The sequence below is a fragment of the Streptomyces sp. NPDC048338 genome (genome assembly GCF_043201055.1).
In the GTDB taxonomy this organism is placed as follows: Bacteria; Actinomycetota; Actinomycetes; order Streptomycetales; family Streptomycetaceae; genus Streptomyces.
On the sequence record NZ_JBICYQ010000010.1, the window covers coordinates 277,816 to 290,431 of the forward strand.

The following is a 12,616-nucleotide window of genomic DNA, read 5'->3' on the forward strand; positions in this document are numbered from 1 at the left end:
CCGGCGGAGGACGAGGAAGCCCCCTCCCGGTCCTTACCTTGGTCTTACGGAAAACCCCAGGGCGAAGACTGCGACAGGCACCAGTGACCAGCCGCCCCGTCCCTCGCAGACTCGTAGACGAGTCGGATCCGATCCAGGCATAGGAGACATACCGTGACTTCGGCTGTGACCATCCCCCAGCACGAGGGCGCCGCAGGGCGCACGGCGGTGGCCGCGCGGGCGCGGCAGGTCGTCAAGGCGTACGGAGCGGGTGAGACGAGGGTCGTCGCGCTCGACCACGTCGACGTGGACATCACCCGCGGGCAGTTCACCGCGATCATGGGGCCGTCCGGCTCCGGCAAGTCGACCCTGATGCACTGCCTCGCCGGCCTCGACACCGTCACCAGCGGCCAGATCTTCCTCGACGACACGGAGATCACCGGCCTCAAGGACAAGAAGCTCACCCAGCTGCGCCGCGACCGGATCGGCTTCATCTTCCAGGCGTTCAACCTGCTGCCGACGCTCGACGCGCTGGAGAACATCACGCTGCCGATGGACATCGCCGGCCGGCGCCCGGACCGGGAGTGGCTCGACCGGGTGGTCTCCACCGTGGGCCTCGCCGACCGTCTGAAGCACCGTCCCACCCAGCTCTCCGGCGGCCAGCAGCAGCGCGTCGCGGTGGCCCGCGCGCTCGCCGCCCGACCCGAGATCATCTTCGGCGACGAGCCGACCGGAAACCTCGACTCCCGGGCCGGAGCCGAGGTCCTCGGCTTCCTGCGCCAGTCCGTGGACGAGCTCGGTCAGACCATCGTCATGGTCACCCACGACCCGGTCGCCGCGAGCCACGCCGACCGCGTCCTCTACCTCGCGGACGGCCGGATCGTCGACGAGATGTTCCGGCCCACCGCCGACGCCGTCCTCGACCGCATGAAGGACTTCGACGCCCGGGGGCGCACGTCATGACCGTCCTCAAGTCCTCCCTGCGCAACTTCTTCGCGCACAAGGGCCGCATGGCGCTCTCCGCCGTCGCCGTCCTGCTGTCCGTGGCGTTCGTGTGCGGCACGCTCGTCTTCACGGACACCATGAACACCACCTTCGACAAGCTCTTCGCGTCCACCGCGTCCGACGTCACCCTGAGCGCCAAGTCGTCCGGCACCGACGAGATCCCGGCCAACGGCCGTCCCGACTCCTTCCCGGCCTCCCTCGTCGACCAGGTGCGGAAGGCCGAGGGCGTCAAGGACGCCCAGGGCTCGGTCGTCTCGCTCGGCGTCACCGTCGTCGACGCACGCAACAAGAACGTCGGCCCCACCAGCGGCGCACCGACGATCGCCGTCAACTGGACCCCCAACGAACTGCGTTCGGTGGAGATCAGCTCCGGCCACGAGCCGCGCGGGCCCACCGAGGTGCTGGTCGACGGCGGCACCGCCGAGAAGCACGGACTGAAGATCGGCGACGAGCTGCGCACCATCGCGGTCACCGGCGACTTCACCGCGAAGATCTCGGGCATCGCCGACTTCAAGGTCACCAACCCCGGTGCCACCGTCGTCTACTTCGACACCGCCACCGCCCAGCGTGAACTCCTCGGCAAGGAGGGCCTGTTCACCCAGGTCCTGGCCGACGCCGCGCCCGGCGTGTCCGACGACGCGCTGAAGCGGAACATCGCCTCCGTGGTCGGCGCCGGCTACAAGCTGCAGACCGCGGCCGAGGTGGCGGACGAGGGCCGCGAGGACATCGCCGGCTTCCTCGACGTGATGAAGTACGCGATGCTCGGCTTCGCCGGAATCGCCTTCCTCGTCGGCATCTTCCTCATCGTCAACACCTTCTCGATGCTGGTCGCCCAGCGCACCCGCGAGATCGGCCTCATGCGGGCCATCGGATCCAGCCGCCGGCAGGTCAACCGCTCCGTCCTCATCGAGGCGCTGCTGCTCGGCGTCGTCGGTTCGGTCGCCGGTGTCGCGGCGGGCGTGGGCCTCGCCGTCGGCCTGATGGAGCTCATGTCCTCCATGGGCATGGAGCTGTCCACCCAGGACCTGACCGTCGCGTGGACGACCCCGGCCGTCGGCCTCGGCCTCGGCGTCGTGGTCACCGTCGTCGCCGCGTACGTCCCGGCCCGCCGGGCCGGCAAGGTCTCCCCGATGGCCGCCCTGCGCGACGCCGGCACCCCGGCCGACGCCAAGGCGGGTCTGGTCCGCGGCGGTGTCGGCCTGCTCCTGACGGCCGGCGGCGCGGCCGCCCTGTGGACCGCGACCCAGGCGGACAAGGCCGGAGCGGGCTCGCTGTGGCTCGGCCTCGGGATCGTGCTCTCCCTCATCGGCTTCGTCGTCGTGGGACCGCTGCTCGCCGGCGGAGTCGTCCGCGTCATCGGTGCCGTCGTCCTGCGGGTCTTCGGCCCGGTCGGCCGGATGGCCGAGCGCAACGCGCTCCGCAACCCGCGGCGCACCGGCGCCACCGGCGCCGCCCTGATGATCGGCCTGGCCCTGGTGGCCTGCCTGTCGGTGGTCGGCTCCTCCCTGGTCGCCTCGGCGACCGACGAGCTGGACCGCACGGTCGGCGCGGACTTCATCGTCCAGTCGCCCACCGCACAGCCGATCGTCCCGCAGGCCCAGGCGGCCCTGGAGAAGACCCCGGGCCTGACCCACGTCACCGAGTACAAGTCGGTGGACGCGAGGATCACCGACCCGAAGGGCGTCTCCCTCGACGACGACGTCGTCGCCGCCGATCCGACGTACGCCCAGGACCTCAAGCGCGACACCACCGCCGGCCGGCTCGCCGACGCCTACGGCCCGGACGCCATGTCCGTCGGCAGCGACTACGCGACCGCGCACGGCGTCGAGGTCGGCGACCGGCTCACCGTCGCCTTCAAGGGCGGCCGGACCGCGAAGCTGCGGGTCGCGGCGATCACGTCGGACGCGGGCAACGTCGACAAGGGCGTGATGTACACGAACATCACGACCGCAGCCCGCTACCTGCCGGCCGAGAAGATGCCGCAGAGCATGATCATGTTCGCCGCGGCCCGGGACGGCCAGGAGGCCCAGGCGTACGCCGCGCTCAAGAAGTCCCTGGAGCCGTATCCGCAGTACTCCGTGCGCGACCAGACCGACTACAAGCAGGAGCTGAAGGACCAGGTCGGCCAGCTCCTGAACATCGTGTACGGGCTCCTCGCCCTGGCGATCATCGTCGCCGTCCTCGGCGTGGTGAACACCCTCGCCCTGTCGGTGGTCGAGCGGACCCGGGAGATCGGCCTCATGCGGGCCATCGGCCTCTCGCGCCGCCAGCTGCGCCGCATGATCCGCCTGGAGTCGGTGGTCATCGCCCTCTTCGGCGCCCTGCTCGGCCTCGGACTGGGCATGGGCTGGGGCACCGCGGCCCAGAAGCTCCTCGCCCTGGAGGGGCTGGGCGTCCTGGAGATCCCGTGGACGACGATCCTGACGGTCTTCGTCGGATCGGCCTTCGTGGGCCTGTTCGCCGCCCTTGTCCCGGCCTTCCGGGCCGGACGGATGAACGTCCTGAACGCGATCGCCAGCGAGTAACCGCCGGCGGCGACGTCCGGGACCCACGGGGGAGCGGACGGGGGAACGACGGGGGTACGGCCCCGGCGGGCATCGCACGGATGCCCGCCGGGGCCGCCCCGCGTCCCGCCGCCCCTCACCCCGTCGGGCCGCCCCGGCCGCGCCGCGGTCCGGCCGCCCGGGCGACCCCGCCCGGCGCCTCGCCGAGCGGCGGGCGGAGGGGCGACCCTCGGGCGTAGGCTGGAATCTCCCCCGGCCCGTGAGACGTGTCGGGCTGTTCGCGTTGCCCGTTCTGCCAGCCACCCCCGGGATGGAAGTCCATGAGCCTGCACGGTCTGCTCGACGTCGTCGTCAAGGACGCGGCCCTCACCGAAGCGGTGAAGGCCGCCACCGACGGCAACCGCACCCACGTGGACCTGGTCGGCCCGCCCGCCGCGCGCCCCTTCGCCGTCGCCGCCCTCGCCCGCGAGGCCGGCCGGCCCGTACTCGCGGTCACCGCCACCGGCCGCGAGGCCGAGGACCTGGCCGCGGCCCTGCGCAGCCTCCTCGACCCGGACACCGTCGTCGACTACCCCTCCTGGGAGACGCTGCCGCACGAGCGGCTCTCGCCTCGCTCCGACACGGTCGGCCGCCGCCTCGCCGTCCTCCGCCGGCTGGCCCACCCCTCGCCCGACGACCCGGCCGCCGGCCCGGTGTCGGTCGTCGTCGCGCCCGTGCGGTCGGTGCTCCAGCCCCAGGTGAAGGGGCTGGGGGACCTGGAGCCCGTGGCGCTGCGGACCGGGCGGCAGGCCGATCTGAACGAGGTCGTCGAAGGTCTCGCGGCCGCCGCCTACTCGCGGGTGGAGCTCGTCGAGAAGCGCGGCGAGTTCGCCGTGCGCGGCGGCATCCTGGACGTCTTCCCGCCCACCGAGGAACACCCGCTCCGTGTCGAGTTCTGGGGCGACGACGTCGAGGAGATCCGCTACTTCAAGGTCGCCGACCAGCGGTCCCTCGAAGTCGCGGAGCACGGGCTGTGGGCGCCGCCCTGCCGTGAGCTGCTGCTGACCGAGGACGTGCGGCGGCGGGCCGCGGAGCTGGCCGAGCTCCACCCCGAGCTGGGCGAACTGCTCGGCAAGATCGCCGAAGGCATCGCGGTCGAGGGCATGGAGTCCCTGGCGCCGGTCCTGGTCGACGACATGGAGCTGCTGATCGACGTCCTGCCCAAGGGCTCGATGGCCGTGGTCTGCGACCCGGAGCGGGTCAGGACCCGGGCCGCGGACCTGGTGGCGACCTCCCAGGAGTTCCTCCAGGCGTCCTGGGCGGCCACCGCGGGCGGCGGCGAGGCCCCGATCGACGTCGACGCGGCCTCCCTGTGGGGGATCGCGGACGTCCGGGACCGCGCCCGCGAGATCGACATGATGTGGTGGTCGGTCTCCCCGTTCGCGGCGGACGCCACCGCCGACGACTCCGGCGGCGACACGCTCACGCTGGGCATGCGCGCCCCGGAGACGTACCGCGGCGACACCGCGCGGGCCCTCGCCGACACCAAGGGCTGGCTGGCCGACGGCTGGCGCACGGTGTACGTCACGGAGGCGCACGGTCCGGCCTCCCGCACGGTGGAGGTCCTCGGCGGCGAGGGCATCCCGGCCCGGCTGGCCGCCGACCTCACCGAGGTCACGCCGTCCGTGGTGCACGTCTCCTGCGGGTCCATCGACTACGGCCTCGTCGACCCGGCCCTGAAGCTCGCCGTCCTGACCGAGACCGACCTGTCCGGCCAGAAGGCGGCCGGCAAGGACGGCCAGCGGATGCCGGCCAAGCGCCGCAAGACCATCGACCCGCTGACCCTGGAGGTCGGCGACTACATCGTCCACGAGCAGCACGGCGTGGGCCGGTACATCGAGATGGTCCAGCGCACCGTCCAGGGCGCCACCCGCGAGTACCTCCTCGTCGAGTACGCCCCGGCCAAGCGGGGACAGCCCGGCGACCGGCTCTACATCCCCACCGACCAGCTGGAACAGGTCACCAAGTACGTGGGCGGCGAGGCGCCGACCCTGCACCGGCTCGGCGGCGCCGACTGGACCAAGACCAAGGCCCGGGCGAAGAAGGCGGTCAAGGAGATCGCCGCCGACCTGATCAAGCTGTACAGCGCCCGGATGGCGGCGCCCGGCCACGCCTTCGGCCCGGACACCCCCTGGCAGCGGGAGCTGGAGGACGCCTTCCCCTACGCCGAGACGCCCGACCAGCTGTCCACCATCGCCGAGGTGAAGGAGGACATGGAGAAGACGGTCCCCATGGACCGCCTGATCTGCGGAGACGTCGGCTACGGCAAGACCGAGATCGCGGTGCGCGCGGCGTTCAAGGCGGTGCAGGACGGCAAGCAGGTCGCGGTCCTCGTGCCCACGACGCTGCTCGTGCAGCAGCACTTCGGCACGTTCTCGGAGCGGTACTCGCAGTTCCCCGTCGTCACGCGGGCGCTCAGCCGCTTCCAGACGGACACCGAGTCGAAGGCGACGCTGGAGGGCCTCAAGGACGGCTCGGTCGACATCGTCATCGGCACGCACCGGCTGTTCTCGTCCGAGACCAAGTTCAAGGACCTCGGCCTGGTCATCGTCGACGAGGAGCAGCGCTTCGGCGTGGAGCACAAGGAGCAGCTGAAGAAGCTGCGGGCCAACGTCGACGTCCTGACGATGTCCGCCACCCCCATCCCCCGCACGTTGGAGATGGCGGTCACCGGCATCCGCGAGATGTCCACGATCACCACCCCGCCGGAGGAGCGGCACCCGGTGCTGACCTTCGTCGGCCCGTACGAGGAGAAGCAGATCGGCGCGGCCATCCGCCGCGAACTGCTGCGCGAGGGCCAGGTCTTCTACATCCACAACCGGGTCGAGTCGATCGACCGGGCGGCGGCGCGGCTGCGGGACATCGTCCCGGAGGCGCGGATCGCCACCGCCCACGGCCAGATGAGCGAGAGCGCGCTGGAGCAGGTCGTCGTCGACTTCTGGGAGAAGAAGTTCGACGTGCTCGTCTCCACGACGATCGTCGAGTCCGGCATCGACATCTCCAACGCCAACACGCTGGTCGTCGAGCGGGGCGACAACTTCGGCCTGTCGCAGCTGCACCAGCTGCGCGGCCGGGTCGGCCGCGGCCGCGAACGGGGGTACGCGTACTTCCTCTACCCGCCGGAGAAGCCGCTGACCGAGACCGCGCACGAGCGGCTCGCGACGATCGCCCAGCACACCGAGATGGGCGCGGGCATGTACGTGGCCATGAAGGACCTGGAGATCCGCGGTGCGGGCAACCTGCTCGGCGGCGAGCAGTCCGGTCACATCGCGGGCGTCGGCTTCGACCTGTACGTGCGGATGGTCGGCGAGGCCGTCGCGGACTACCGGGCGCAGATGGAGGGCGGCGCCGAGGAGGAGCCGCCGCTGGAGGTCAAGATCGAGCTGCCGGTCGACGCGCACGTCCCGCACGACTACGCGCCCGGCGAGCGGCTGCGCCTCCAGGCGTACCGGGCGATCGCCTCCGCCAACTCGGAGGAGGACATCAAGGCGGTGCGGGAGGAGCTCACCGACCGCTACGGCAAGCTCCCGGAGCCGGTGGAGAACCTGCTCCTGGTCGCCGGGCTGCGGATGCTGGCGCGGGCCTGCGGAGTGGGCGAGATCGTGCTCCAGGGGCCGAACATCCGCTTCGCGCCGGTGGAGTTGCGCGAGTCGCAGGAGCTGAGGCTCAAGCGGCTGCACCCGCGTTCGGTCATCAAGCCGGCGGTGCACCAGATCCTGGTGCCGCGCCCGACGTCCGGGAAGATCGGCGGCAAGCCGGTGGTCGGGCGCGAACTGCTGGCATGGACCGGGGAGTTCCTCACCACGATCCTGGGGTAGCGGGGCGGCCGGTCCCACGGGACGCGTGCGGCCGAGGGCCGGCGGAGCCCACCCGGGCTCCGCCGGCCCTCGGCCGTGTCGGGGACGCTCGGTGTGCGTCCGCGCCGGGGCCGCCGCCGGTCGTTCCCCTCAGGCCGCGGTGCACGGCTCCGCGGGCGCGGTCTGCCGGGCCGCGGCCGTGTCGGGCCCGGCTCCCGCGCCCGGTGCGGATCGCGAACACGCGTGTGGCACGTCCTAGAAGAGCGACGGGTCGTCGGGCGAGGGCTCGGCGGCGGTTTCGCCCGGACTCGGCGAACTCCCCTGGAACAGCAGGCGGGCGAGGTCGCGGAACAGGTCCTCCGGAGCTCCCGGGTCGCCCGGGACGCCGGAGGCGCCGACGGCTCGGGCGGCCTCGGTGAGGTTGCCGGTCAGGAAGAGCGTCGCGAAGCCGTGCGCCAGGGACCAGGCGGCGATGCCGGCCGCCCGCGCGTCGCCCGCCGGGGCCAGGGTGGTGACGCCCGCGCGCAGTTCGGCGGAGGCGCGTTCCTTGGCCGCCAGGAGCGCCGGGTCGTCGCTCCGGTGCAGGTCGGGCTGGAACATCACCTGGAAGTGGGCCGGATGGCCGAGGGCGAAGCGGACGTACGCGACGCCGCGTTCCCGCAGGCTCGGCGCGTCCGCGAGGGCCCGGGCGAGGAGGTCGTAGCCCTCGGTCGCGATCGCGGTGAGCAGACCCGTCCGGTCCTTGAAGTGGTGGGCGGGGGCGGCGTGCGAGACGCCCGCGCGGCGGGCGAGGTCCCGCAGGCTCAGGGCCGCCGGGCCCTCGTCGGCGATGACGTCCAGGGCGGCGGTGAGGACCGCCTGCCGCAGGTCGCCGTGGTGATAGCTGCTCCGGCTGGTCATGGCAGGCAGCGTACGCCACATCTAGGCATTGACAAGTTTGGCGTCCGGGGGGCAATCTTGCCAGTGACAAGATGATGCGAAGGAGAAGGCCATGGCCGTCGACGCCCGACAGACCCCGGACTCCCGCGAACCCCGTGACCAGCCCGCCGAGCAGGCCCCCGTCACGCGGCAGGGCATGGACCCCGGGCGCGCACGGCGGATGTGGCACCTGCTGGAGCCCCTGCACGCGCTGCTCTACTACGCGCCCGGGGCCTTCGAGGAGGCCGCCGCCCTCGGCTACGACGTGACGGAGCGCTGGCCGAGCTACTTCGCCTGGCGCGCGGCCCCGCTCGGTCCGGCCGGCGCGGAACGGGTCGCCTCCGCCTTCTACAGCTTCAGCCCGCGGATGGTGGCCCGGTTCGTACCGGCCGGCTGGGACACCGCCGCGCCGTCCGACGTGCTCGCGGCCCGGCTCCGGGCCGTCGACCGCACCTACCGGGCCGTCCTCGGGGACGACGTCGTGGACGGTCCGGAACTGGCCGAAGCGGCCGCCCTCGCCCGTCGCGCCGCCGGGTCCGTGTCGACCGCCGGCCGCCCGCTGGCCGCGGCCAACGCCGAACTGCCCTGGTCCGATGCCCCGCACCTGGTCCTCTGGCAGGCCGCGACCCTGCTGCGGGAGCACCGCGGCGACGGACACCTGGCCGCACTGCTGAGCGCCGGACTCGACCCCGTGGAGGCCCTGGTCTCCTTCGCCGCGGTCGGGGCGGCCTCGGAGCGGACCTTCACCAGCCGCGGCTGGACCGAGGCCGAGTGGGCCGCCGCCCGGGCCCGGCTCACCGCGCGCGGCCTGCTCGCCGCGGACGGCACGGCCACCGAGGCCGGGCGCGCGCTGCGCGCGGAGGTCGAACGGCGCACGGACGAACTGGCCGTCGCCCCCTGGGAGGCGCTCGGCGCCGAAGCCGCCGACCGGCTCTCCGGACTGCTCGGCGGTCCCTGGCTGGCCGCCCTCGGCTCCGGCCTGCTGCCGGCGGAGAACACGCTCGGCATCGGGAAGATCTGACGGCGCGGGGCCGGCCGCCGGCCGAGGGAGCCGGCGGTCACCCCGCTCGCGTGGAGGCGCACGCGCGCACGCCGGCCGCGGGGATGCTCGAAGCACCCCGCGGCCGGCGTGTGTCCAGGGGGATCAGCTCGGTGGCTGCTCCGGCCGGTCCGGCATCCCCATCGAGCCTTCGGCCTTCCGCTGGGCCTGGTCGACCTGACCGGTGTACTTGTCACCGGTCCTCTCGTTGATCTTCTTCTCCGCCGCATCCGAGGCCTGCTGCGCCTTGTCCGGATGCTGGCCCATCATGCCCTTGAGCTTGTCCATGAGCCCCATGGGTCGCCGCTCCTTCGGAAGGGGACATACAGCGCAATCGACGCTACGCGCCCCCGGTGGAATCCGCGCGCCGAGCCGCCCGACGAGGCTGGGTAGGGTCCCGGGACGGGGGTACCCGACAACGAGGTGCCGGGGACACGAAGGGGCGGGGACGCGATGGCCGGGGAGCGGACGGGCACGGACCGGGCGGTCGGCGAGGGGGCGGTCGGGGCGCGGCCCGGTCCGCGCCGTGACATCGGTGCGTGGACACCTCCCCGCCGGGCGCGCGCCGGAGCCGGGGCGGGAGCCGCGCTGCTGGCCGTCGTACTGACGGGCTGTACGGGAGACGGGCTGGGGCTCGACCCCAAGACCCCCGGTGCGGAGTCGGCGCCCGCGGCCGGTTCGGGAGCCAGCCCGCTCGACAACCCGGACGGCACGAAGCCGGGCCTCGCGGCGCTCACCTCCGAGCCGGACCGGGCCGCCGCACGGCAGCTCATCACCCGGGTCCGCACGGCGGGCCGCGGTCCCCGAACCGGCTACGACCGCGACGCCTTCGGCCACGCCTGGACGGACGCGGTCGACGGCGTGCCGCTGGCGCGCAACGGCTGCGACACCCGGAACGACCTGCTGGCCCGCGACGGCCGCGACGTGCGCCACCGCTCCGGTTCGGACTGCGTCGTCATCTCCCTGACCCTCGACGACCCGTACACCGGCAGGACCCTCGACTGGCGCAAGCAGAAGGCGAGCGAGGTGCAGATCGACCACGTGATGCCGCTGTCGTACGACTGGCAGATGGGCGCCGCGCGCTGGGACGCGGCCAAGCGGCGGCAGATCGCCAACGACCCGCTCAACCTGCTCCCGGTGGACGGCCCGACCAACGGGGCCAAGAGCGACTCCGGACCGGCCTCCTGGCTGCCGCCGAACAAGCGGATCCGCTGCTCGTACGCCGTGCGGTTCGCCCAGGTCGCGCTGAAGTACGGGCTGCCGGTGACGAAGGCGGACAAGGAGACGATGCTGCGCCAGTGCGGAGGCTGACGGGGCGGGCGCCGGCCGGGCGGGGCCGACGGCACCCCGTGCGGGACCGCGGTACCGAGGCCCCGGAAAACCGGTGGGGGCGCCCGTCGAAGATCGTTTAGTCTGCGCGCATGGAGCTGACCGTCACCACCCTCGCCGAGCGTCCCGAACTCCAGGGCGCGCTGTGGGCGATCAAGGACCTCTGGCCGGAGTTCACCCTGCACGACCCGGTCGGCTGGGGGTACATGGCGCGGATCGTCACCGAGCTGCCGGAGTACGTGCTCGTGGCGACCGACGCCGACGGTGAGGTCGTCGCGCGTGCCTTCAGCGTGCCCTTCCGGCTCGCGGGCGAGGACCGGGGCGAGCTGCCGGCCCGGGGCTGGGACGAGGTGATGCTCTGGGCCTTCTCCGACCTGCGGCACGGCCGCACACCGGACACGGTCAGCGCGATCGAGGTGTGCGTGGCCACGAAGGCGCTCGGCCAGGGACTGTCGGGGCGGATGCTGGCCGAGATGCGGGACAACGCCCGCCGGCTCGGCTTCTCCGAGGTCGTCGCCCCGGTCCGGCCCAACGCCAAGCACCTGGAGGCCGGTTCGTCGATCCACGAGTACGCCTTCCGGACCCGGGAGGCGGACGGCCTGCCCCACGACCCGTGGCTGCGCGTCCACGTCCGCGCGGGCGGTGTCATCGAGGCGGTCGCACCGGCCTCGATGACGATCTCCGGCTCCCTGGACCAGTGGCGCCGGTGGACCGGCCTGCCGTTCGACACGGAGGGTCCGGTCGAGGTCCCGGGCGCGCTGGTGCCGGTCCATTGCGAGGCCGCCCGCGGTTACGCCGTCTACGTCGAGCCGAACGTCTGGGTCCGCCACCGGCTGTGATCCGTGCGCGGCCCGCGTGATCCGCGCCGTCCGCCTCCACGAGGGGTGGGCGGCGTGCAGCGGGAACGGCGCGAGGGGGTGGACGCCGCGAGGGGGTGCGAGCCGCCCCCCTCCTGCGGCCCGCACCCCCTCGTCCCCCGTCCCCGCCCCCCCGGGTGTACGGCACGGGCCCGAGGGCCGTGCGCGTACGTTCACGGGCGCACCGGCGTCAGCCGAGCGCCTTCTCGTCGAGGATGTCCTTGGCCGGCGGGACCTTCGCGTCCACCGGCTTGCCGTAGTCGGCGAAGGTGATCGTCCCCGGCTCCTCGCCGCCCGCCGTCACGATCTTCAGCAGGTACGGCGTGCCTTCGGTCGCCACGTAGAGCGTGGTCTTCTCGTCGTCGAGCGCCTGCGTCAGTGTGAGCGCCTTCTTGCCGCCGACCGTCGTCTCCTTGCCCTTCACCGCGAGGTTGGCCCCCGTCTCGAACTCGCCGAGCAGCGCCTTCAGATCGCACAGTTCGAGGCTGTCCTTGGCGTCCGGGTCCGTCACCGGCGTCTTCACCCAGCGGCCCTTGAGCTGCTTGAGCACGGCCTCCTGGGTCGCCGCGTCCTCGCCCTTGGCCTGCTCGCGCAGGAACGCCTCGTCGAAGCGGAGGTAGGCGTCCTTGTCGTCGGCCTTGATCAGCTCGGCGGTGCCCGTGGGGCCGACCGTCAGGTTTCCGGCGCACCGCCCCCGGGTGTCGAGCGACAGGTGCGCCTTCATCGGCCCGTCGGTCGTCTTCGCCGCGAGGTCGAGGGTGAGGGAGTCCGCGGTCTTCGTCGCGGCTATCGCCTTGTTGGCGATCTGCGGGCCAGTCAGGTCGCCGAACGGGCCCTTGGCCTCGGCCTTGCCGGAGAACGGCCCGCAGGCGGCGACACCCAGCGCGAGCGCCGCGCAGAGGGCGCCGGCGAGGACGGTGCGACGGGTCCGGGGGTGGGTGAGGGCAGCAGACATGATCGTTTCTCCGGGGATGGAGGGCGGGGTGTACGGGGAGAGCGGGGCGGAGCGGTCGGGCGAGGACATGCGGAATGTGTGACCAAGGCCCTTCCGGGTCTCCGTGGAGCGATGAATCAATAACAGCAGAGGCTGTGAACCGAGTCAACACGGTTCACACGACTTGGTTTGGATCACGCTGTGAAGTGGTGCGT

9 protein-coding genes are annotated in these 12,616 nt (G+C 72.8%); 6 read left to right on the forward strand and 3 right to left on the reverse strand.

Annotated features, from left to right (window positions below):
* Positions 1 to 153: 153 nt before the first annotated feature.
* The 3 genes from ACGFZF_RS24150 to mfd all read left to right on the forward strand — a co-directional run bounded on the left by ACGFZF_RS24150 (position 154) and on the right by mfd (position 7,345).
* Positions 154 to 942, forward strand: a complete 789-nt coding sequence (locus ACGFZF_RS24150) for an ABC transporter ATP-binding protein (protein ID WP_356774678.1) — start codon at positions 154 to 156, stop codon at positions 940 to 942.
* Complete coding sequence (locus ACGFZF_RS24155) at positions 939 to 3,509, forward strand: ABC transporter permease (RefSeq protein ID WP_393557190.1); 2,571 nt, start codon at positions 939 to 941, stop codon at positions 3,507 to 3,509. The genes ACGFZF_RS24150 and ACGFZF_RS24155 overlap by 4 nt, the downstream gene beginning before the upstream one ends.
* 299 nt (positions 3,510 to 3,808) lie before the next feature.
* The gene (mfd, locus tag ACGFZF_RS24160) at positions 3,809 to 7,345 is read left to right on the forward strand and encodes a transcription-repair coupling factor (protein WP_393557192.1); all 3,537 of its coding nucleotides are present in this window, start codon (positions 3,809 to 3,811) and stop codon (positions 7,343 to 7,345) included.
* A gap of 234 nt (positions 7,346 to 7,579) precedes the next feature.
* Here the strand turns inward: mfd and ACGFZF_RS24165 are convergent, their stop codons facing one another.
* Positions 7,580 to 8,224 (reverse strand): TetR/AcrR family transcriptional regulator, encoded by a 645-nt coding sequence (locus tag ACGFZF_RS24165; protein ID WP_393557194.1) that lies wholly within the window; start codon positions 8,222 to 8,224, stop codon positions 7,580 to 7,582.
* Positions 8,225 to 8,399: 175 nt separating this feature from the next.
* Between ACGFZF_RS24165 and ACGFZF_RS24170 the strand changes: the two genes are divergently transcribed.
* A complete protein-coding gene (locus ACGFZF_RS24170; protein ID WP_393557309.1) occupies positions 8,400 to 9,263 on the forward strand; it encodes a hypothetical protein in 864 nt (287 codons plus the stop codon).
* Between the two features lie 123 nt (positions 9,264 to 9,386).
* On the opposite strand, the gene ACGFZF_RS24175 is transcribed toward ACGFZF_RS24170, so the two are convergent.
* Positions 9,387 to 9,578, reverse strand: coding sequence for an antitoxin (locus ACGFZF_RS24175; RefSeq protein WP_393557196.1), 192 nt, complete (start codon positions 9,576 to 9,578; stop codon positions 9,387 to 9,389).
* 156 nt (positions 9,579 to 9,734) lie between these two features.
* On the opposite strand from ACGFZF_RS24175, the gene ACGFZF_RS24180 reads away from it, so the two are divergent.
* Positions 9,735 to 10,592: an HNH endonuclease family protein gene (locus ACGFZF_RS24180; RefSeq protein ID WP_393557198.1), complete on the forward strand. Its 858-nt coding sequence runs from the start codon at positions 9,735 to 9,737 to the stop codon at positions 10,590 to 10,592.
* A 110-nt stretch (positions 10,593 to 10,702) separates the two neighbouring features.
* The gene (locus ACGFZF_RS24185; RefSeq protein ID WP_393557200.1) at positions 10,703 to 11,449 is read left to right on the forward strand and encodes an N-acetyltransferase; all 747 of its coding nucleotides are present in this window, start codon (positions 10,703 to 10,705) and stop codon (positions 11,447 to 11,449) included.
* A 208-nt stretch (positions 11,450 to 11,657) separates the two neighbouring features.
* On the opposite strand, the gene ACGFZF_RS24190 is transcribed toward ACGFZF_RS24185, so the two are convergent.
* Entirely contained in the window at positions 11,658 to 12,491 is an 834-nt protein-coding gene (locus ACGFZF_RS24190) for a hypothetical protein (protein ID WP_393557202.1), read from the reverse strand.
* Positions 12,492 to 12,616: the final 125 nt, after the last annotated feature.

Excerpts from the sequence above, each read along its gene's own strand:
- ACGFZF_RS24165 (WP_393557194.1), bottom strand. The coding sequence starts at position 8,224 with ATGACCAGCCGGAGCAGCTATCACCACGGCGACCTGCGGCAGGCGGTC.
- ACGFZF_RS24180 (WP_393557198.1), top strand. The coding sequence starts at position 9,735 with ATGGCCGGGGAGCGGACGGGCACGGACCGGGCGGTCGGCGAGGGGGCG.
- ACGFZF_RS24155 (WP_393557190.1), top strand. The coding sequence starts at position 939 with ATGACCGTCCTCAAGTCCTCCCTGCGCAACTTCTTCGCGCACAAGGGC.
- ACGFZF_RS24175 (WP_393557196.1), bottom strand. The coding sequence starts at position 9,578 with ATGGGGCTCATGGACAAGCTCAAGGGCATGATGGGCCAGCATCCGGAC.
- ACGFZF_RS24190 (WP_393557202.1), bottom strand. The coding sequence starts at position 12,491 with ATGTCCTCGCCCGACCGCTCCGCCCCGCTCTCCCCGTACACCCCGCCC.
- ACGFZF_RS24185 (WP_393557200.1), top strand. The coding sequence starts at position 10,703 with ATGGAGCTGACCGTCACCACCCTCGCCGAGCGTCCCGAACTCCAGGGC.
- mfd (WP_393557192.1), top strand. The coding sequence starts at position 3,809 with ATGAGCCTGCACGGTCTGCTCGACGTCGTCGTCAAGGACGCGGCCCTC.
- ACGFZF_RS24170 (WP_393557309.1), top strand. The coding sequence starts at position 8,400 with ATGGACCCCGGGCGCGCACGGCGGATGTGGCACCTGCTGGAGCCCCTG.